The organism is Mesobacillus subterraneus, from assembly GCF_003937825.1.
GTDB lineage: Bacteria > Bacillota > Bacilli > Bacillales > Cytobacillaceae > Mesobacillus > Mesobacillus subterraneus.
Genome location: NZ_RSFW01000009.1, coordinates 300,107 through 321,598 on the forward strand (window position 1 = coordinate 300,107; position 21,492 = coordinate 321,598).

Annotated in this window: 21 protein-coding genes; 11 read left to right on the forward strand and 10 right to left on the reverse strand. The window is 43.1% G+C overall.

Features of this window, described 5'->3' with window-relative positions:
• Positions 1–331: 331 nt before the first annotated feature.
• From EJA10_RS07090 to EJA10_RS07105, 4 genes are all read right to left on the reverse strand, one after another.
• Positions 332–1,579 (reverse strand): hypothetical protein, encoded by a 1,248-nt coding sequence (locus EJA10_RS07090; RefSeq protein WP_125479296.1) that lies wholly within the window; start codon positions 1,577–1,579, stop codon positions 332–334.
• Complete coding sequence (locus EJA10_RS07095) at positions 1,576–2,775, reverse strand: DUF58 domain-containing protein (protein ID WP_125479297.1); 1,200 nt, start codon at positions 2,773–2,775, stop codon at positions 1,576–1,578. The genes EJA10_RS07090 and EJA10_RS07095 overlap by 4 nt, the downstream gene beginning before the upstream one ends.
• A gap of 4 nt (positions 2,776–2,779) precedes the next feature.
• On the reverse strand, positions 2,780–3,724 hold the full coding sequence (locus EJA10_RS07100) for an AAA family ATPase (RefSeq protein WP_125479298.1): 945 nt from the start codon (positions 3,722–3,724) through the stop codon (positions 2,780–2,782).
• A 172-nt stretch (positions 3,725–3,896) separates the two neighbouring features.
• Complete coding sequence (locus EJA10_RS07105; RefSeq protein ID WP_125479299.1) at positions 3,897–4,091, reverse strand: hypothetical protein; 195 nt, start codon at positions 4,089–4,091, stop codon at positions 3,897–3,899.
• Between the two features lie 330 nt (positions 4,092–4,421).
• On the opposite strand from EJA10_RS07105, the gene EJA10_RS07110 reads away from it, so the two are divergent.
• Positions 4,422–4,610, forward strand: coding sequence for a YkvS family protein (locus EJA10_RS07110; protein ID WP_023615106.1), 189 nt, complete (start codon positions 4,422–4,424; stop codon positions 4,608–4,610).
• A 245-nt stretch (positions 4,611–4,855) separates the two neighbouring features.
• Here EJA10_RS07110 and EJA10_RS23760 read toward each other — a convergent pair whose 3' ends face one another.
• Positions 4,856–4,972 (reverse strand): DUF6254 family protein, encoded by a 117-nt coding sequence (locus EJA10_RS23760; protein WP_246017709.1) that lies wholly within the window; start codon positions 4,970–4,972, stop codon positions 4,856–4,858.
• A 128-nt stretch (positions 4,973–5,100) separates the two neighbouring features.
• Between EJA10_RS23760 and EJA10_RS07115 the strand changes: the two genes are divergently transcribed.
• The gene (locus EJA10_RS07115; RefSeq protein WP_125479300.1) at positions 5,101–5,712 is read left to right on the forward strand and encodes a CPBP family intramembrane glutamic endopeptidase; all 612 of its coding nucleotides are present in this window, start codon (positions 5,101–5,103) and stop codon (positions 5,710–5,712) included.
• Positions 5,713–5,884: 172 nt separating this feature from the next.
• Entirely contained in the window at positions 5,885–6,538 is a 654-nt protein-coding gene (locus EJA10_RS07120) for a hypothetical protein (protein ID WP_125479301.1), read from the forward strand.
• 31 nt (positions 6,539–6,569) lie between these two features.
• On the opposite strand, the gene EJA10_RS07125 is transcribed toward EJA10_RS07120, so the two are convergent.
• Entirely contained in the window at positions 6,570–7,613 is a 1,044-nt protein-coding gene (locus EJA10_RS07125) for a YkvI family membrane protein (RefSeq protein WP_125479302.1), read from the reverse strand.
• Positions 7,614–7,850: 237 nt separating this feature from the next.
• Between EJA10_RS07125 and EJA10_RS07130 the strand changes: the two genes are divergently transcribed.
• A complete protein-coding gene (locus EJA10_RS07130) occupies positions 7,851–10,010 on the forward strand; it encodes an ATP-dependent Clp protease ATP-binding subunit (protein ID WP_125479303.1) in 2,160 nt (719 codons plus the stop codon).
• Positions 10,011–10,131: 121 nt separating this feature from the next.
• On the forward strand, positions 10,132–13,158 hold the full coding sequence (locus EJA10_RS07135) for an efflux RND transporter permease subunit (protein WP_125479304.1): 3,027 nt from the start codon (positions 10,132–10,134) through the stop codon (positions 13,156–13,158).
• 297 nt (positions 13,159–13,455) lie between these two features.
• Here EJA10_RS07135 and EJA10_RS07140 read toward each other — a convergent pair whose 3' ends face one another.
• The gene (locus EJA10_RS07140; RefSeq protein WP_125479305.1) at positions 13,456–15,150 is read right to left on the reverse strand and encodes a M3 family oligoendopeptidase; all 1,695 of its coding nucleotides are present in this window, start codon (positions 15,148–15,150) and stop codon (positions 13,456–13,458) included.
• 146 nt (positions 15,151–15,296) lie between these two features.
• Positions 15,297–15,731, reverse strand: a complete 435-nt coding sequence (locus tag EJA10_RS07145; protein ID WP_125479306.1) for a MarR family winged helix-turn-helix transcriptional regulator — start codon at positions 15,729–15,731, stop codon at positions 15,297–15,299.
• Positions 15,732–15,946: 215 nt separating this feature from the next.
• Here EJA10_RS07145 and EJA10_RS07150 point away from each other — a divergent pair, with 215 nt between their 5' ends.
• From EJA10_RS07150 to EJA10_RS23285, 3 genes are all read left to right on the forward strand, one after another.
• Entirely contained in the window at positions 15,947–16,516 is a 570-nt protein-coding gene (locus EJA10_RS07150; RefSeq protein ID WP_125479307.1) for a LemA family protein, read from the forward strand.
• A 2-nt stretch (positions 16,517–16,518) separates the two neighbouring features.
• Entirely contained in the window at positions 16,519–17,247 is a 729-nt protein-coding gene (locus EJA10_RS07155) for a TPM domain-containing protein (RefSeq protein ID WP_125479308.1), read from the forward strand.
• Positions 17,248–17,534: 287 nt separating this feature from the next.
• A complete protein-coding gene (locus tag EJA10_RS23285) occupies positions 17,535–17,720 on the forward strand; it encodes a hypothetical protein (protein WP_125479309.1) in 186 nt (61 codons plus the stop codon).
• On the opposite strand, the gene EJA10_RS07165 is transcribed toward EJA10_RS23285, so the two are convergent.
• Positions 17,717–18,709 (reverse strand): phosphotransferase enzyme family protein, encoded by a 993-nt coding sequence (locus EJA10_RS07165; RefSeq protein ID WP_125479310.1) that lies wholly within the window; start codon positions 18,707–18,709, stop codon positions 17,717–17,719. The genes EJA10_RS23285 and EJA10_RS07165 overlap by 4 nt on opposite strands.
• Before the next feature lie 150 nt (positions 18,710–18,859).
• On the opposite strand from EJA10_RS07165, the gene EJA10_RS07170 reads away from it, so the two are divergent.
• Both EJA10_RS07170 and EJA10_RS07175 read left to right on the forward strand, forming a co-directional pair.
• Positions 18,860–20,092 carry an MFS transporter gene (locus EJA10_RS07170; protein ID WP_125479311.1) on the forward strand — a complete coding sequence of 411 codons (1,233 nt, stop codon included), beginning with the start codon at positions 18,860–18,862 and terminating at the stop codon, positions 20,090–20,092.
• 80 nt (positions 20,093–20,172) lie between these two features.
• Positions 20,173–20,367 carry a hypothetical protein gene (locus tag EJA10_RS07175; RefSeq protein WP_125479312.1) on the forward strand — a complete coding sequence of 65 codons (195 nt, stop codon included), beginning with the start codon at positions 20,173–20,175 and terminating at the stop codon, positions 20,365–20,367.
• A gap of 44 nt (positions 20,368–20,411) precedes the next feature.
• On the opposite strand, the gene EJA10_RS07180 is transcribed toward EJA10_RS07175, so the two are convergent.
• Entirely contained in the window at positions 20,412–20,939 is a 528-nt protein-coding gene (locus EJA10_RS07180) for a hemerythrin domain-containing protein (protein ID WP_125479313.1), read from the reverse strand.
• A 216-nt stretch (positions 20,940–21,155) separates the two neighbouring features.
• Between EJA10_RS07180 and EJA10_RS07185 the strand changes: the two genes are divergently transcribed.
• A complete protein-coding gene (locus EJA10_RS07185) occupies positions 21,156–21,491 on the forward strand; it encodes a hypothetical protein (RefSeq protein ID WP_125479314.1) in 336 nt (111 codons plus the stop codon).
• The last annotated feature ends 1 nt before the right edge of the window (position 21,492 follow it).

The following is a 21,492-nucleotide window of genomic DNA, read 5'->3' on the forward strand; positions in this document are numbered from 1 at the left end:
GGATCATTCTCCTTTTAAATAAATGATTAAGATGACCATACATGATGCCTTCCAAACTAAATGGCTCAATTCAGCGAAAGGTCAAAATACAGCCTAGCTAAAATGATATTTGTATTTTACCCATTTGTATTGTTCTTTCACACCATATATTATTTCCAATCATTTCCGCAGAAATCTGGATTGGCATCCCACACAAAAGAATAGCATTTTGCCTTTGCATAGACAATGAAAAAACCTTGATTTTTAAAGGTTTTGAGCATTTTTTTCAGTAAAACGTTTTCATTTTTACGGAATTGTGACAAATTACCGTCCTGCAAAATAATGATGTTGGTTAATCTTTTAAAAATTTTTTCAAATTCTTCTTCAAACCGTATTCTTTTCCCTCTTTTCGCAGACTGTGCAACTGATTTTTAATATGTTTTATTTCTTCAATGAACCAGCCTTCTGCAGAAACCTCTTTCATTTCCCCATATCTCACCTTCTCGTACGCTTCAACGGTACGTTCATCATATTTGATGCCGAGCCTGTTAAACCATTCATCGATCCCTTCATGGCTTAGCCGGCCAAATTCCTTTTTGTGCGCGAACTTTTCCAGCTTGAAGATTTCCTTTCGAATTTGATGTTCAGGAACTGGAGAACGCTTATTAAAGACATGCTTTGGATTTACAAGATTATCAGGTAAACCAGAGGTGATGTATCCGGCAAATGCAGCTTTTGGTTCATCTTTTTTTCTAAAAAGCGATGATTTGCGATAAATCAAATAAAAAACAAGTACACCAATCGCAACAAACATGATTGGGCCCCAGAAATCAGCGTCAAACATTTGCCTCGATGCCACAAATTCCGACTCCTCCTGTATATTTGGCTTCTGCCGGGAGAAAACCCGGCCGGCTCTTTCCTGCATAGCCGGCGAACCAATCCATGCAAAGAAAGGATACAGCAAAAAGGAAAGAATCAGACCGATTCCTTGAAGGATGAAAAAGAATGCTTCTTTCAGGAAGTTCCTGCCGAAAGTAATCAATACCACGGCAATCACAATCGCTCCAAAGAGTTTGGAATAGACCAATGCGAACTTGCTTTTCGCAGCCAGTTCCACTTCAAGCCATCTGAGCAGGAACTGCCCCAATAAAATAAACAGCAATTGGAATATCATTAAAAACGCCATTTGGCCCAAATACACTGTTCCATGGAAATAGGCCAGAGGAGACAGGAATAACCCTATGAGAAAAGTTAGTAAGAGCCAGACACTTTGAGAATTGCTGGCTGTATCTTGATGGAACTTCATTACTCTCCAGAAAACCAGTACAGCCATGATGGTTATATAGAATAGCTTAAGCCCCGCCCAAATTCCGGCCAGATAAAGAACAGGCATGATGATGACAAAGAACAATACCTTTGCCAGTTTCTCTTTCTTTTCTAATAAGCTGGAAAACGTTAAGGACCCGCCAGCCGCTATCGCCATAGCCGGTAATAGCGGCATTTGCTGGCTTGATAATAAATGGAGTATGACAAGGACAAAGGCCGTAAAAGTCCATTCAATATAAAAACGATAGAAAATGGTAAGGACACGAATACTCACTTGCCTGCCACATCCTTCTTTATGTTAGTGCCCAGGGGCTCAAGGAAGGCATCCTTTTCATGCTTGTGAAGCTCAAAAAATTGCACTCCTTCATTGCTCCAGTTCTGAAAATACTTATTTGCCCCCGGCGTGCGAATACCAGCATGTATCATAGCAGGCGCCTGTGGAAGATGCCTCCTGTAAAAAAACAGCATGCGCTCATATGGAATGTTTGGTGAATGAAAGTCCGCCAGAGCAAGAATATCAAGTAATTTTTGCAAATGATCCTTGCCCGACCCTAATGGAAGATAGGTGAATGGTGTTAAACCTGCAGACCTGATATTGATGCAAATCGAAAAAGGAATATTTCTCTTTTGAAAAAGATATGCCATTTCCGCCATACTGCTCATCAAGAATTCAAGGTCTGCAGTCACCGAGAAGCCATCTGAAATATTGACCAGCATAACAGCACCGGCTTCATGAATCCGTTCGAATTCCTTCGTTTGCAGTGTCATCCTTCGCGCACTTGCTTTCCAGTTAATCCGATTGAAACTGTCTGTCGGAAGATAGTCACGAGTCCCAATGGGCCCGAGATTGTCTTCAAATACGGAAAAGACAGATGGACTGCTTCCGGGTCTGAGCGATTGATGTTTATCCAAATTTCGCACAGCAATTGCCCGGGGATAGACAAGTGCCTCCAAATTGATAACATCAGTAAATTCAAGGAGAGTATCGCCAAAACCAAAAAAATGAGGAATCTGGATCTCCAGTTTCCGGATTTTAGAGAGTCCCCTTTTTTCAGCGGCAAACGGGATCGTTATGCTGATTTTTTCTTTTTGCCCCATGGAGAATGGCATGCTTACTTCAACCCTTGACTGATGGATATGGTACTCCCCGGAAGGCGGCACGACAGCATGATCAAAATAGACTGTCAGATTCCCCTTCATGATCGGGAGACCATGGTTCGTAAACTCCAGGCTCCATACTCCCTCATCTCCAATGAAAAACCTGTTTCGTTCCCGCTTGTTTTCGAAAAACAGGCCTTCTCCAATATGCTTCAGATAGTAAGAATTTCCAGCGGCGATAAAAATAATCAGCAGCCCGGCGCCAAATATCACCCAGGAATTTATGTAAAAGCTGGCTACGATTAATAAGATTCCAAGGAAAGCCAGGATGGAGAGAAAGCGATCTTCAATGACGACCTTTTTCCATAGCATTGGCTTAAACCTCAGCTTCAACCGGAAGAGGGATGGATTCCAGCAATTCCTCGACCACTTTTTCCGGTGTCTTTGTCAGGGAAGCCTCCGCGGATAAATAAATCCTGTGTCCCATTACAAATGGAGCCATTTCTTTCACATCTTTAGGAACCACATAATTCCTGCCTCTTATAAAGGCCCTTCCCTGCGCTGCCTTCACCAGGGCAAGCGTTCCGCGGGGACTGATTCCCAGCTCTATCATCGGATGATTTCTTGTCTCTCTCGTAATGCTGAGGAGGTACTCCTGCACTGTCTCTGAAAGTTTAACCGTTTTGAGTTCATGCTTCAGGATAGTAATATCCTCTTCTGTCAAAACTGGTGCAACAGAAGATACCGCAGAACCAAATCTATGCTTGCGGATCATTTCTTTTTCCTGATCAGCATTTGGATATTCCAGGGGAAGCTTCATAAAAAACCGATCCATCTGTGCAACAGGAAGCTGGAAGGTTCCCTGCTGGGATTCTACAGGGTTTTGTGTCGCAATGACAAGGAACGGAGACTTTAACGGAATCGTATGTCCGTCTATGGTGACCTGGTGCTCCTCCATTGCTTCAAGTAAGCTCGATTGCGTTCGAGGTGTTGCACGGTTGATTTCATCAGCCAAAAGTATATTGGTGACAATCGGGCCAGGTTTTAATTCAAACTCCTGCAGCTTGGGATTGAAGAATTGGATTCCGGTAACATCACTCGGCAGGACATCTGGTGTAAACTGTATCCTTGTGAACTTTCCGCTTATGGCGGACGCGAATGTTTTGGCCAATAAAGTTTTGCCTGTACCAGGAACACTTTCCATCAGGATATGCCCATCATTCAAAAGGGAGATTGCCATCATCTCCACCTCATGCTGCCGTCCAATGACGATTTTCCCGATTTCATTCTTTAAAAGTTCCAGCTTGTTTGCTATTTCCATTATAATGCCCCCTAAGTTTGTATCCTCTCTCTATACGACACCTAAAAATTCGAAATATTGCAAATATACTTATTTAAAAGTTTACCACCGGACCAATAAAAAGGGAAATACGACCCAAAAATATCCAAAAAGAAGACACCTGAGTACGGTGCCTTCCTGCTGTTTCCTTCATTTAACTTCTTTGTTCATCGAGATATTGATATAGGACATCTCCGCCCCTTTGGGCAATTCCTCGAAAATGTTTGAAATCCTCCCTTTTAACAAGCACTTCCCGGAACGCCATAAAATCCTGCTTTGCTACGAAAATTTCTTCTACTTCCCGGTTTTTCAAACTCTCCAGCATCCTGACAGCCTGGTCCTGATCCATTTAAAAGCCCCCTCTTCCTGTTGATTCACTAATACTATTGTATATTCTTCTTCATCAAATGCAATTGCCGCATAAAAAAGCAGGTTTCCCCTCAATGATGCCGGAAATTAAAAAATATCCTCCCTAAGCCTAATTTACTAATAAATTTAAAATTTCTCTGGATGGAAGAGTCATTGTTTTATATAATAAGAAATATAAATTGAATTTTCTAACTTTTACAAATTGAAAATTTCGTGAACATTTTAAATTTAATGCGTATTATCCTTTACGGGCGTATGAATTTAGTGCAAAATGTTAGTAATTCGAAATATAACGAAGGAGCGAGTTTATTTGAAGAAAGCCGAAGTTGGAAATGTAATCGAATTCAAAGAAGGATTGCAGGGTGTTGTAGAAAAGGTCAATGAAAATTCGGTGATTGTGGATTTGACCTATATGAACAATTTCCGGGATTTAGAACTCGATCAACGCACAGTAATCAATCATAAAAACTATAAAATTGTTAAGGAAACAGCCTATTAATATATGAACAAGAAGCAAAAAAGCAGCCTGGGCTGCTTTTTCTTCTTTTTAGGCTCTTTTCGTAAACTTTGTTGCTTTCTGGTCCAAACGTAATGTTCCTGCTTTGGATTTATACGATTTTTCCTGCATCGTTAGTGATGGAGCAACAAGAAAAGAGCCCCGAATCCTGAGGAAATGCAGGTGAAGGGTTACATACGAAAACCAACAATCAATGCGAAAACCGCTTCTTTTAAAATGGAGTTCATTTATTCTTTCGTATCTTTGCCCGCAAGTTCCTTGAACGATTTCACCTTGCCATGCGGATGCTGGTCCTGTTTCCGAACAGCCCATTTACGTTCCTTTTCTCGTTTCGATTCAGACATGCTCTTCCCTCCAAATACAGATTGTATTTCTGTATTACCATTCCCCAATTAGAAGAAATCATTTCCTTACAACTTTAATTAATTATTTGGTACAATAAATTTTGTTTCTGGAAAGGGGTTTATGAAAAATGAAAAATTGGATGGCGGATCGCAGGCTGCTTATTGGGATTCTGATCGCGCATCTACTCTTATTTTTTACCTTTGAGGATAAGACTGTATTCTGGTATATTTTCACAGCTACCATGCTGGTTTTAATCAGTTACTCCATCATACATGAAGAAATTGAGGATAATACCTCAACATTTTCATATTTGTCGATAGGTATAGCATCCGGACTTGGATTGTTTGGATTGTTTTGGCTTGGCAGCTTTTTGATTGATGTCCTGAACCTGCCGTTTTCAAGTCAGATCACACGGCTATATAACCAGTTCTCCCCCGACCTGTTTTGGCATTATCTTGTCCTTGTCTTGATTATCGCTCCTGGGGAAGAAATCTTTTGGCGTGGATTTATTCAAAAACGATTAAGCAAATACTTTAGCACGAAAATGACGGTTGGCCTCTCCGTCTTGTTATACGCATCCGTACATTTGTGGTCAGGACAGTTCATTCTGGTGCTTGCGGCCATTATAGCTGGACTGGCATGGAGCATCTTGTATGCATGGAAACGAAGTCTGCCACTCGTCATCGTCTCACATATCGTCTTTGATTTATTACTATTCGTTTTCCTGCCGCTTCGCTAATCAATCTTTAAAAAATGACCCATGCCATTAAAGGTACATGGGTCATTCTTATTATTGCTGAGAAGCCTTGTCCATGATATTTTGGTAATGCGACACGATTTGTAACTTTTCAGCAAGAAATCCGTCTAAAAAATCAGATACACCAAACGAGATGACAGGGGGCAATTAAAACATGAACAAGTTAATGAAACCTTTTGCAGTGATTAGTCTGTCAGCATTATTCATTGCTGGCTGTGGTTCCGCAGACCAAACGGATAAGGCCGACAAGGCACCCGATTCCCAGCCGGTTACAGCGCCTGAAAAGAGCGAAGATGGCCAGAACTCTGGCGGGCAGGACAAAAAGAATGAAGAAGGCTTGATCCGGATCATGGAGCAAAATATATCCTATTCTGTGGACGGTGATGAGAAGGAACAAACAGCATTCTTAAAATATAATGATAACCAAAACTACTCAATGTATGTTATGCCTGAATATGAGCTGACAGCAGAAGAGCCAAATAAGGACGTTTTGCTCTGGTCGGAAGACGACAGTGTGTTCATGCGCATCGAACTGCTGCCAGAAGATGTTGAATGGTCATTGATCGAAGAAAATTCAAAAGCACAGCTTGCTGCGGTTGGAGAGGTGAAGGAAGCCGAACAACCTGAGGATCCATTCTTCGAAAATGCCTGGGCTATGGAAACAAAAAGCGGCTCGGATATCGTAACATCCTATTTAATTAAAAATGAGAAACAGCCGTTAAAATTGACACTATTCACAAAAGAAGATGCAGACCATAGAGAAGCATTCATCGAAATGGCCAAAACGATCATGAGCGAGGAGAAATAAAAAAGAAGGGGCTGCCCCCTTCTTTTTTCGTTTATTTAGGAATATCAACAGGTTTCATCCAAAGCAATACAATAAAGATTAAACTTATATACCCAAAAACAGGGTATAGCACCGATAACAGTGTCCCATAATCAATCAAGCTGATGAAATAGCAGATCACGAAAAGCAGCGCCACTACCAGCAGACTAGGCAGCTTTATATATTTTTGGATTTGCCTTTCCAAACCAAAGATATTTCCGATCACTGAAGTGAAGATCTCCCCATAAACAATCAAGACAAAGATCCAGTAAAGCCCTGATGCCAACTGTTTCATGATGACAGCCATCGGGATTTCGAATGTCTCAAATCCAGGGAGCATAATTAAGGTCAAATGGCTTGAAAGCAGGATCAGCGTCAACGCAATGCCCCCAAGAATCCCTCCCCACTTAACCGTACTGTCATCCTTAATTTCAGCAGCAACCGGTACAAGGACCGCCTGGGCAAGCGACAGGTTCAGTGCAGTATAGGAGAATGGCCCGATGACCGCCTTCCATCCGTCCTCCGCATATGGCAGGAAAACAACCTGCTCAACAAACCCGGGCAGTTTGACTGACAGGAAAAACATGATCAGGCTGAACAAAATCATCATTGGGACGACAACGATGTTTACTGCAAACACTCCTTTCAAGCCGACAAACATGACAGCCAGAGACAGGCCAATCGTGACAAAAATACCAATGGATTTTGTCAGTCCAAGCTGTTCCTCGAAGACTGCACCCGCTCCTGAAAGCATGACAGCACAGACACCCAGCAGCATAAAGAGCATGACAATGTTGATGATTCTTCCAAAAAACTTCCCAAATAAATGTTCATTCATTTCTTCATACGAACGAGCACCGATAGAAGCAGCAATCCGCATTAATTTAGCACCCATATATGTAAGAATGTAACCAGCCATGAAAACGCCGATCAATCCAAATAGGCCAAAGCGGGAAAAAAATTCGACAATCTCCCTCCCCGTAGCAAAGCCGGCACCTACCACCGTGCCGACGTAAACCGCGGCAATTTGAAAGGCAGCTCCCCAGTTTGTCTTCAAAGCATTCCCCTCCCTCCTTTCCAATATATGTAGGGGCAGACAAACCATGACGAGCTTTTTTAAAAAGCAGGCAGACTTGCAAAGAACTAACCATTAAAAGAAAAAATTACCATTAGCAAAAACATTGAAAGTCAAATATGGTCAAATTATAATAAAGCTAAATTGATCAAAGATAGTCAAAGTCAGATCTGATGATTCTTTGTTTAAATCCAGAAACATTTTGAAGGAGGAATTTAAATGCTTTGCCAAAATTGCCATGAGAATCATGCAAATGTACAGTTTAAGATCATTGTAAACGGTAATCAGAAGCATTTAATGCTCTGCGAGGATTGCTATAAGAAAGAGAGAGAAAAATTAAGTACTTCCTTTGGCAGCCAAATTTCCGGTTTCGGCGGATTTGGCAGCTCACCTTTTAACGATATGTTTAAACAGTTTTCCAATCAGATGAATAATCAAATCCCCGGACAAAATCCTGCTGCTGCGGCAACGAAGGCCGCAGGTGGAGGCGGAAACGGATTTATTGACCAATATGGCAGGAACTTGACGCATATCGCCAAGACTGGTCTCATTGATCCGGTAATTGGGCGCGATGATGAAGTAAAGCGTGTCATTGAAATCTTAAATAGAAGAAACAAAAACAATCCCGTACTCATTGGGGAACCGGGTGTCGGCAAAACAGCAATTGCAGAAGGCCTTGCATTGAAGATTGTCGAAGGCGATGTGCCGGAAAAATTAGAAAATAAAGAAGTTTACCTTCTCGATGTCGCTTCAATTGTCTCCAATACAGGAATCCGCGGCCAATTCGAGGAAAGGATGAAGCAGCTGATTGCAGAATTGCAGGCACGCAAGAACATCATTCTCTTCATTGATGAAATCCACCAGTTAATTGGTGCAGGCTCTGCTGAAGGCTCAATGGACGCGGGGAACATTCTTAAGCCTGCCCTGGCCCGAGGTGAACTTCAGGTAGTCGGTGCAACAACCCTGAAGGAATATCGCCAGATTGAAAAGGACGCGGCACTCGAAAGGCGTTTCCAGCCTGTGCATGTGCTGGAACCAACAGTTGATGAGGCTATCGAGATCTTGAAGGGGATCCAGACAAAGTATGAGGATTTTCACCAGGTAACCTTCGGAGAAGAAGCAATAAAGGCTTGTGTACAGCTTTCTCATCGTTATATCCAGGAGCGCTTCCTTCCTGACAAAGCAATCGATTTGATGGATGAAGCGGGATCCAAGCTGAACCTTGTTTCGGATTACAGTGATAAAAAAGATGCTGAGCACCGTCTGGCTGAGATTGCTAAAGAAAAAGAAAAAGCTTTGAAAAACGAAGACTATGAAACTGCCGCAAAGCTGCGGGATGAAGAAGCAAGACTCGAAAAATCCCTTAATGACAGCGGCAATGCTGAGCTTCCGATTGTGACTGTGCAGCATATCCAGGAAATTATTGAGCAAAAAACAGGTATTCCTGTCGGCAAGCTGCAAGAGGACGAGCAGAGAAAAATGAGGAACCTTGCCACAAACCTGAATAGCAAGGTCATCGGCCAGCAAGATGCCGTGGAGAAAGTCGCGAAAGCCATCCGCCGCAGCCGGGCTGGGTTGAAAGCGAAGAACCGTCCAATTGGCTCCTTCCTGTTCGTCGGACCTACAGGTGTTGGTAAAACCGAGCTGACCAAAACATTGGCTGAGGAACTATTCGGTTCGAAGGATTCAATGATTCGTCTCGATATGAGCGAGTATATGGAAAAGCACAGCGTGTCTAAGCTGATTGGTTCACCTCCAGGATATGTAGGCCACGATGAGGCTGGCCAGCTGACAGAGAAAGTGCGCCGCAATCCTTATAGCATCATTCTTTTGGATGAAATTGAAAAGGCCCACCCGGATGTTCAGCATATGTTCCTGCAAATCCTTGAGGACGGCCGTCTGACAGACAGCCAGGGACGCACAGTAAGCTTCAAGGATACTGTTATCATTATGACAAGCAACGCAGGTGTCGGCCACAAAACCATCAAGGTCGGCTTCGGCCAGAGCACTGCCGTGAATGAATCTAGTATTCTAGATTCACTTGGCGGTTTCTTCAAGCCAGAATTCCTGAACCGATTTGACAGCATCATCGAATTCAAAGCACTGGAGAAAGAACATCTTCTTCAAATTGTTGACCTGATGCTGAAAGAATTGCAAGTCACTCTTGAAGACCAAAATATTACCCTCAAAATCGAGGATGATGTAAAAGAGAAACTTGCTGAACTGGGTTACCACCCGGCATTTGGAGCCCGCCCACTGCGCCGTGCCATTCAGGAACAGCTCGAGGACTCCATCGCTGACTTCATTTTGGAAGAACCAGATGCAGTAGAACTGCTCGCAGTACTTGATAACAACACCATCACAATCAAGAAAAATTAAGCTTATCCCAAGGTCCGGGTCTAACCCTGGACCTTTTTTATTTTTTTACAGTTTAAAAATGAAATCTCCATAAAAGGCATATACAATAGAATCATAATTTTTAGAAAAGAGGTCAAACCTTATGGGGTTTTTAACGAAATTCAGTTTGAAAAATGCATTCGCTGTTTTTATCATCTCCTTTTTACTGATTCTTGGCGGCCTGTACTCCTTCACGCGCCTTAAGGTCGATCTGCTGCCGAACATTGAGTTCCCGCAGCTGTCTGTAGAAGTAATTTACCCGGGAGCCTCTCCGCAGGACATCAATGAACAAGTGACCGAGAAGCTGGAGACTAAATTTAAAGGCATCGACGGAATCAAGAAAATCCAGAGTTCCTCTTTTGAAAGCATTTCGATCATCAACCTTGAATTCCCTTTCGACACGGAACTCGATGATGCGGAACAGCAAGTAACTGCTTTTATCAAGGATGCAGGAATTCCTGATAATGTCCAGACAAATGTGAATCGCTTCTCATTTGGCACCTTCCCAATCTTCAATATTTCATTATTCTCAAAAGATGATACGGATCTTGAAAAGCTGGTTGCGGATGAAATTATCCCTGAACTCAACAAGATCCCTGGGATTAACAGTGTTTCGGTTGGAGGCATGACCGAGGAAGTTCTTCAAATAACGATTGACCAGGAGAAAGCATCCCAGCTTGCACTTAGCCTGAACGATATAAAAGAAACGATCAATGCCAAAAAGTTCAGCTTCCCCGCTGGAAACCTGAATGAAAATGAAATTCAAGTTCCTGTCAGGGTGCAGGAAAAAATCAATGAGATGAATGAGCTCGAAAATCTGGTGATCCAGTCCAGGTTCATGACTGATGCTCCGCCTGTAAAGCTAGGCGATATCGCTGTCATCGATACGGTAACAAAACAGCCAGAAATCACCCGCTACAACGAGCAAGAATCCTTATCCATGGCCATTACGAAAAAACAAGATGCGAATACAGTTGAAGTGGCAGGTAAAGTCATCGATGTAATAAACAGCTATAAAGATCGACTTGAATACGCGATTGGCTTTGATTCGGCAGAAGGAATCGAAAAGTCGGTCAACACCCTGATCAAAGAAGGACTGCTTGGCGCACTTTTTGCGTCCATCGCTGTTTTGATTTTCCTGAGAAATTTCAGGGCGACCATCATTGCCATTATTTCCATTCCGTTGTCTCTGCTGATCTCTTCTATATTCCTGAACCAGCTTGATATTTCATTGAATATCATGACCCTGGGCGGAATGGCAGTAGCGGTTGGCCGGGTAGTGGATGACAGTATCGTAGTCATTGAAAATATTTTCAGAAGGGTCCGCAAGTCAAATAAAAGCATGACTGATGAATTGATCCAGGATTCTACCAAAGAGATTCTGAAGGCAATTACGTCATCTACGATTACGACAGTTGTGGTATTCCTGCCGCTGGGGCTCGTCGGAGGAATCACGGGGGAATTCTTCCTTCCATTTGCGCTGACAATCGTCTTCTCATTGCTTGCATCATTGATTGTAGCAGTTACCATTGTCCCGATCCTGGCAAAGTTCTCATTTAAAATGGTGCCAAAGGAAGAAAAAGAGGGTGCATTGCAAAAAGCTTATGCTTCTTCTATTAAATGGTCATTGAATCATAAAGGGCTGATTATTTTCTTATCGATTGCCCTGCTTGCCGGATCTGGTCTCCTCGTTAAAGGACTTGGATTTACATTCATCCCGAACGAAGAGCAGAAGCTCCTGGTTGCGACATTCCAGCTGCCATCCTCCACTACGCTCGAAAGAACAAACGATGTATCCATGAAAGTGGAGAAGATGTTTGCAGATAAAAAAGAAATCAATGATGTCACAGTTGGAATCGGAAGCCGTGATTTCCAAACTGGTTTGAAGCGGCAGAACCAGGCTAACTATTTTATCAGTCTCGACGATGGTGTTACTGTTTCAGAGTTTATTCCAGAACTCGAAAAAGAGATGGAGGACATCATTCTTTCAATTGAACCAAATGCGAAGCTTGGCATACAGGAACAGTCGACAGGCGGGCCGCCATCCAATAATAATGTCAACATCGATCTATATTCTAATGACCTTTCAGCATTGCAGGAAGCGGCAGGCCAAGTTGAAGCATACATGAATAAGCAAGATGACTTAAAATATATCTCTAACAATTTTTCCGAGAAACAAAAGCAAGTGATCGTCGAGATCAACCCTGAAAAATCCAGCCAATTCGGTGTATCCGGCTTTCAGATCCTTGGCACGATATCTGATAAAACAAAGCCCGTTGATGTTGGAACCATCGAACTGGGTGGTGTGGAACGAGAGGTTACTCTGACCTATGATGAGCAATCTAACTCTATTGATGATTTAAAAAATATCATGATCTTCACACAGCAAGGACCTGTTCCAATCACTGAAATAGCCGAGATTTCTGAAGCAGAAGCGTTTACCTCCATCCAAAAACTAGATGGCAAGATTTTCGCGAGGGTTTCTGCGACAATCGACTCAAATGATATCCGATCCGTTTCCACGAAAGTAATCGAGGGAGTCAAAAATGACCTGGAAATGCCTGAAGGAGTTTCTTTTGAAGGAGGCGGCGGCAGTGATGAGACCGTAGAGACATTTACACAGCTCGGAATCGCAATGGTGGTCGCCATTGGCCTGGTCTATCTGACCATGCTCATCACTTTCGGTCAGGCTCGTATACCATTCATCATCCTGTCATCGCTGATCTTCGTACCAATCGGGTCGCTGCTTGGTTTGTGGATTGCCAATGAACCAATGTCAGTCAGTGTCATGATTGGATTACTGATGCTAATCGGGATTGTAACCACTAACGCGATTGTTCTGGTTGACAGGATTGGCCAGAACCGCACCGAAAAGGACATGCCGATTCGTGAAGCACTTATTGAAGCAGGTGTCACGCGACTCCGTCCAATTTTGATGACCGCTTTCGCGACCATTGCCGCGTTGATTCCGCTGGCATTGACCACCTCATCCGGAACCCTGATTTCAAAAGGCCTGGCCGTGACGGTCATCGGTGGACTCACCTCCTCCACCCTGCTGACATTGATCTTGGTCCCTGTCATCTACGAACTCTTCTTCTTCAGACAGGCGAAAAAGGAACACAGTTTGTAAAGGAAGCCCGCAGTGATGCGGGCTTTTTGTCATTTTGGAATATATTGCGATTTTAAGGAATATCGAGGCAGATTTAAGGAATATATTACTCTTTAAAGGAATATTCATATTGTTTTAAGGAATATCCATCCAGTTTTCAGGAATATCACTGCTTCAACTTAGAAGATTCATATATTTTGCAGAAGATACCTATGATTTTCTGCAGGTCTCATGTGACTTGGAAGATGAATCAAGGAAAAAAGCATCCATTCGAAGAAAAAGTAAAAAAGCGAAGCCCGCGGGCTTCGCTTTTCTTTTTTACAGCTTGCTGTCTTCGACTGAATCGAGCCAATTTTCGATTTCACCGATTACCGACTCTACACAACCCTCTTCAAATGGGGAAATCAGGTTGGCTTCTTTCACCAGGTCGGTGAACGCCATGCTTCCACCGAGTTTGCATAGGTTTGTGTAATCCTTCCAGGCTTCTTCCTGATTTTCTCCGGAACGCTTCCAGAATTGGAATGCACAAATTTGCGCAAGGGTGTAATCGATATAGTAGAAAGGTGAATTGTAGATATGTCCCTGGCGCTGCCAGAATCCGCCTTCTTCAAGGTATGTGTTTCCATCATAATCCTTATGCGGAAGATACTTTTTCTCGATTTCACGCCATTGCTGCTTTCGCTCAGCTGGAGTCGCTTCTGGATTTTCATAAACCCAGTGCTGGAATTCATCGACTGACACTCCATACGGCAGGAATAGAAGCGCGCTGCTTAAGTGCGAGAATTTATATTTGTCTGTATCTTCTTTAAAGAACAGTTCCATCCAAGGCCATGTGAAGAATTCCATGCTCATCGAGTGGATTTCACAAGCTTCATAGGTTGGCCAGTTGTATTCCGGTATTTCAAAATGACGGCTTGAATACACCTGGAATGCGTGCCCTGCTTCATGCGTCAGGACATCAATATCTCCTGATGTACCGTTAAAGTTCGAGAAAATAAATGGAGCTTTATAGTTTTCAATATAAGTGCAATAGCCGCCGCCCGCTTTCCCTTTCTTCGCGACAAGGTCCATCAGGTTATTCTCGATCATGAAAGGGAAGAATTCACCTGTTTCCCCTGAAAGCTCGTCATACATTTTACGTCCATTCTCAATGATCCACTCAGGACTTCCTTTTGGTGCAGCGTTGCCTGTTTTGAAATCAAATGGCTCATCGTAAAATTTCAATGAATCTATTCCGATCCGGTTCTTCTGGCGCTCCTTCAGTTTTGTCGCAACTGGAACGATGTATTTGTGAACCTGGTCACGGAAAGCAGCCACCATGCTGCTGTCATAATCAGTACGGAACATACGGAAATAAGCAAGTTCGACAAAGTTCTTGTATCCCAGCTTTTGCGCCATTTCCGTTCTAACTTTTACCAGCTCGTCGTAGATGCGGTCGAATTCCTCTCCATGTTCCGAGAAAAACGCAAATTTGGCTTCACTCGCCTTTTTCCTTGTTTCCCGGTCTTTTGATTCGGTAAAAGGATCTAGCTGTGCGAGCGTCCTTTCTTCTCCCTCGAACATGATTTTGGCTGATGCGACAAGCTTGGTATATTCAGTAGAAAGCTTGTTTTCCTTTTGCATTAACGGAACGATTTCAGGTGAAAATTGCTTCAGCTGAGCTTCAGCAAGTGCAAACAGCTGGCGTCCCCATTTTGCTTCTAACTCAGTACGGAAAGTTGAAGCCACAAGTGCTTCATAATACTTCGTAACAAGGCCCTCTACCTGAGGTGCCAGTTCATCCAGGAAATCCTGCTCCTGCTTGTAAAACTCGTCTTCTGTATCAATTGAATGGCGGATATAGCATAGATTGAACATCGTGCCTACATCATTGCGCAAATCATTGATCCCATTCATTGCATCACTCTGCTCCGCCACTGATCCGGCACTCTTGAATTTTTCCAGCAATGTCTCGAATTTGGCGGTTATTTCATCCAAATTCGGGCGGGTATATGTATATTGCTCAAATTTCATTATATTTCCCCCTTTTTCTCTATATGGGATTCGGCTGCAGCCCCATCCCATTTCCTATTCTACGAATATTCCCTGTTTCCCTTTTTATTCCCGAAAAATTGTTCTCTGAACGTAAAAAAACGGCATTTGCCGTTTTTCCATACTTATTAATATTTACTTACAGATAGACCAAGTTTTTTCAGCAATTCAATGGCTGTTCCTTTTTCTTCGTCGGACAGGCTGTCCATCAGTTCATGGATCAGGGCACTATGCTCAGGAAAAATCTCTTCGATTAGTTCCTTTCCCTTTTCGGAAATCTTGGCATAGGTTACCCTCCGGTCTTTCGGACAGGCTACTCTGTTTAAATAGCCCTTTTCTTCGAGCTTGTCCACGACATAGGTAATGCTCCCGCTTGCCAAAAGGATTTTTCCGCCTATTTGCTGAAGAGGCTGTTCCCCTTTATGGTAAAGAAGCTCCAGTACAGCAAATTCTGTTGGATTCAGGCCATTTTTTTGGATGACCTTGTTTACCTTTTCATTGACAGCGCGGTAAGCCCTTGACAGGACAATAAATAATTTCAAAGATTTCTCTTTCTCACTCATGTAATTCATTCCTTTACCTTAAACGACTAATCCATAACTAGAGTATAGCTGAAATTATGTTTTTTATCAGTAATTCCCTTAATTTTATCGAGAAAAACTGTCACGCAGGATTATTTTTGATGACGAGTGTTCTGTCTCCCAAGTTTAAAAACCAGTTAAATGAGGGAAAAATACCGGCATTACCAAAACATCATAGAAATAGGAGTGGCAACCAAATGAAAAAAGGTTTAGGAATCATAATCGGCTTGTTAGTTATACTGGGGATTTTTATCATGATGGGGGTTGGCAGCTATAACAGTTTTGTAGCTGAAGAGGAAAATGTCAACCAGGCTTATGCCCAGGTAGAAAATCAGCTTCAGAGAAGACTGGACCTTATCCCGAACCTGGTCAACTCAGTTAAAGGGTATGCTGCCCACGAAAAAGAAGTCATCCAATCCATTTCTGATGCAAGGGCAAGATTGGCTGGAGCCAACACACCAGAAGAACAGGCAACTGCCAATGCAGAGCTTTCCAGCGCGTTAAGCCGTTTGCTTGTGGTCGTTGAGAATTATCCAAACCTTAAAGCTGACAGACAGTTTACCCAGCTGATGGATGAACTGGCCGGCACTGAGAACAGACTGGCTGTGGCAAGACAGGATTATAACAACCAGGTATCAATTTTCAACAGGAAGGTAAAGCAATTCCCAGGTGCCATCATCGCGAACATTACAGGTTTTGATGAAAAGGAATACTTCAAAGCAGACCCTCGGGCGCAAGAAGCTCCTGAGGTAGACTTCGGAGGCTGACAATGAGCCATCTAAGATTCTCCGGATTGGCGGCAATACTTGGCATCCTGCTATTGCTGCTTCCCGCCGGAGCAATCGCGGCACCTACTAAAATTCCGGCACCTTCAGGAGATATATACGTCCAGGATTTTGCGAATATCCTGAACGAGAATGAAAAAATCCAGCTGCGCAATATTGGACGGTCCGTTGATGACCAGACTACTTCCCAAATCGCTGTACTGACGGTGGATACCCTCAGTGAAACAAGCATAGAGGAATACTCTGTGGAAGCCTATCGCAAATTCGGACTAGGAACAGCAGAGAATGATAATGGTGTTCTGCTGGTTATTGCGATGCAGGAGAAGAAAATCCGGATCGAAGTTGGCTACGGCCTGGAAGGAATCATACCGGATGGCAAAGCCGGGAGGATACTTGATGAATATGCCATTCCCCATTTGAGGAATGGACAGCCCAGCCTTGCCATCATGAATACGTACCAGGCACTTGCAAATGAAGTATCAGGGTCCGATGTATTTGGCACAGCACCTCGGGATGTACCACAAGAGGAACTGCCGATTCCCTCCTGGCTGCTCATCATCATAGTTGTGGGCGTGATTGTCCTTGACTTCATGTTCTTTGGAGGAACGCTGACCTACCTGCTTTTATCCATCATTTCGAGAGGTGGGGGCGGCGGCCCTCGTGGAGGCGGCGGCGGTTCGTCCGGCGGTGGAGGTGCCAGCAGGGGATGGTAATAAGAAATGCGCAAGCGCCTTGGTCAGCCTCGACAAGCGTTGAAGGGCTGACCGGTGAAGTCGCTCTTTGACTTCATCGGGCGGACCGAAACGTCTCGAGGGGCTAGGCGCTGGAGCTAGACACTAATCTAAGTGAAAAAATAAATACTTTTCCAATAAGAAATGCGCAAGCGTGTTGGTCAGCCTCGACAAGCACGAAGACACCAGGAATTTATATTCTGGTGTCTTTCTTATACATAGATCTCAAATCAACAAAACATACTAAACTAAAAGGCAGGTGAACGTCTTTGTACCCTCAATTTATGCGGTACTATCTCCTCGTTGCGGTCGTCACTGACATTGTCCTTATCATTTATTTAAGTACCTTAATCGAAGAAATCGGCTTCATGTTTTTCTTGCTGATGTCCATTGTTCTTTTAACCGGAACGATTTTTATTTATATTGCCTTTAAAAGGAGGAATGGAAAGCATTAGCCGACGTTGACAATCGGTTTCAGGCAGCGAATCCGATCTTCGATTTCTTTCATCATTTCAACTAATTTCTCGTCCCTGTCCTCAGGTGCGATTTTTTTGTGCAAAACAGCATACAGGACAACATCCCGCAGCATCAGGAATAACGGGACCTGCTGCTTCCATCCTTCAGGAAGGCTGTTTTCTTTTTGATATCCTTCAATGAATGCATTTAAAAACAACTCACCAAATTGCTGCCTCTCCCTTTCTTTACTTGCAGGAATCTGATAAATGATTGAATAATACAAAGGGATCGCAATATCCGATGTAAACCAGTGGTAGCAGGCATCATCAAAATCGAATACGTGTATTTTTGTGCCATCATAAAAAAAGTTTCCCGAATGAATGTCGGTGTGGATGATGCCGTAGTTATCCTGATTTTTAGGAAGTGCTGATATCGCGTCAATCACCCTCCTAGCATTGGCGACTAACTCCACCTCACCCGCTGGAAAATATTTTTCGATATTCAGCACTTCATCCTCGTCCCACTCACTGCGCCTTTTGATGCCCTTGGAAGGAGAATAGGATTTTGTTGCTGCATGCATTTTCGCTGTGATTTCACCCCATAACTTAAACAATTGAGGAGTGAACTGCTCCGAACGGACACTGACCGGAACACCGGGTACCTTGGCATACATGCAGCCATAGAAACTGGTACCGTCTTCGGCAGTGATTTCTTCAACAAACAGTCCGTTCCTTGAGCGGAAAACCTCAGGAACAGACACACCGTGGTTATGCAGATGCCTCATCCAATCCATTTCAGAAAGGATTTCCTCTCTATTCCGGTGCGAACTGTGGGTCAGCCTCAAAATATACTGTTCGCTCTTTTTCTGTACTTCAAATACATAGTTTTCAAAGTCTCCAAGCTTTTTCACTTCTTTTTCCAGCTCAAAAAGCATGAGAAATTCATTGAGCAAGTCCTGATTCATCAGGACATCCACAACCTTCTCCAAACCATTCATCCCCTTTTAAAAAGGCTGTATTTTCATAATACTCAAATTATATTAGACCATAAATTTCATTAGAAAAGCTATTTTTATCTGGTAACTTTTTTTGTAAAATGAAATGTAGGGAAACGAAATAATTTGCAGAAGGAGAACGTCATGAGTCATACATCAGCTGCTGTCAAATTGAAACCGCAGAAGCAAAACGAGACAGCCTATAAAATTCTTTTCATTATTGGGTTGGTTCATCTATTGAATGACTCTATCCAATCAGTCATTCCTGCCATGTTCCCGATTCTTGAAAAATCGATGGGGCTAAGCTTTACTCAATTAGGAATGATCGCTTTTTCACTAAATATTGTTTCTTCCATTCTCCAGCCCCTCATCGGCATGGCAACCGACAAAAAGCCAATGCCCTATGCCCTGCCGCTAGGATTGACCTCGACGATGTTCGGTGTTCTCGGGCTGGCATTTGCACCAAGTTTCGAGTTTGTGATTCTATCTGTATTATTCATTGGATTAGGTTCTGCTGTTTTTCACCCTGAGGGTTCTCGGGTAGCTTATATGGCTGCAGGGCCCCGCAGAGGACTTGCTCAATCCATTTATCAGGTAGGCGGAAACACGGGACAGGCTCTTGCACCGTTGATCACTGCCCTGATTCTAGTACCGCTGGGGCAGTTCGGAGCTGTCTGGTTCACGATTGTTGCTGCCATTGCCGTTGGGCTGCTAATCTATATTGCCACATGGTACACTCGGAAGCTGGACTATGAAAAGCTTGCATCCAGAGCAAAGCAAACCGGGAAACAAGTGAACAAGAAAATATCAAAGAATATTAAAATTGCACTTTTGCTTATCTTATTCTTAATCTTTGCCCGTTCCTGGTATATTTCAGGGATGACAAACTTCTATGCGTTCTATGCAATCGATAAGTATGGATTGTCGATCAAGGAAGCGCAAATGTTCTTATTTGCTTTCCTCGTTGCCGGTGCGTTCGGAACATTTTTCGGCGGACCGCTCGCCGACAGGTTCGGAAAGAGGAATATCATTTTTCTGTCGATGATTGCGGCAGCACCATTGTCTGCCATCATCCCTTTTGTACCAACGGCTGCGGCATTCTTACTGCTGACTATAAGCGGGTTTATCCTGATGTCAAGTTTTTCAGTGACCGTCGTCTACGCACAGGAGCTCGTTCCCGGAAAAATCGGCACGATGGCCGGCCTGACAGTCGGGCTCGCATTCGGGATGGGCGCACTTGGGTCAGTTGGGCTTGGTTATCTCGCAGATTTGATCGGTTTGCCGCAGATGATCATCAGTGTTGGCTTCCTCCCATTACTTGGGATTCTGACGATGTTCCTTCCCTCTGATGAGAAGCTCGCTGAATGGAACAATTAATATTTACCAGCTGAATTATGTTTAGGCATACCCCTGTTAAGGAAAGAAAGATAATGAGGAATAAAGGAAGGGAGATCAACATGTCTAAGTATAAGATAAACTATTTTTTTGAAAAGGAATTTTCAGTCTCCAGACCAATTGAGGTAGAGAGCATTTCTGAGGCGATACAGGATGCCAAAGATCAAGAGGGAATGATTGAGTTCACAGGAGATGACGGTGTTTTTTACCGATTCGATACGAAGGACATTAAGCTTGTCACAATCACAGAGGCTTAATATAGATGGAAAGGGTGAAGCGGAAATCGCTTCACCCTCTTCTATTAGATTAACTTGATCCTTTCGGCTAATTCCTGCTTTTCTTCTTCTGAAAGCATATTTTCCGCCATCGGGAAAAGGATGCTTTCTTCTTTGGCAAAATGGCTGACAAGTGTGTAGTTTGCATTTTTTATGAGTTGAGCATTTTCGGCCATTTGTTCCTTTGTGAATCCTTCAGTGCCACCCTTTGTGTTATGAAGGAAAGTGCCAATAAATCTTTTTGCCTGGTCATGTTCGTATTCCATAACTGCAATTGGCCCCATCTCCCTGCCAATATAACCAGCCATCATTTCGAACAATACACCTTCTTCCCGCTCTGAATGCGGCTCCAGCTCAGACAGGAATTCCACCACAGCCTCTTTCAATCTTGAAAAATCGGCTTCAATCTGCTCACCTTCTTCAATTTTCAGAGAGAGGTCCAACAGCTCGTCAAGCCTTTCCAATAGAGGAGGATGTTCATTCTTCAATTGTTGTAACCCTTTACTTAAAATGAAACTTGAATCCTGATTTAAACCGCTCATGCAGCCAGTCATAATAATCGGCCTCCTATACCTTTTTATACTTTCATTATAGGAATAGAAGCCTTCAAAGGTTGTGATTGCTATCACAAGTAGCCTTATTTCGAGACAAATGTGAATAAAAAATGACACTTTGGTGAAATTTCTAAAAATTTTTACAATTCACCTTCAAATTTATTTTAACCTTACATATAATAAAGTTATAGCCAAATGTAAAGGAGTGAATTTCCATTGCAAAACAATCATTACCGCGAATTTTACGGAAAGGCTCTGGTTCCTGCAGGACTTAATGACAGAAAAACTTTTCTCGGCATCCAGCCAGATCTCCTTCAAACTCATCTGCTGATTGGACTTCAGGGACTTCCGGAAGACGGCAGGGAATTTTACCACTGGAACGTAACCATTTATAAATCAGATTCAGAAGGTATCTATGATGCATGCAGACCTATTTACGCATCTTCCTCGTATGATCGGTTTGACGATGCAGTCGAAGCAGCACGGAAATTAGAAAAGGAAATCCTTAATGACAACCTTCACACCATACGACAGCAAGAGAAAATAAGCTAAC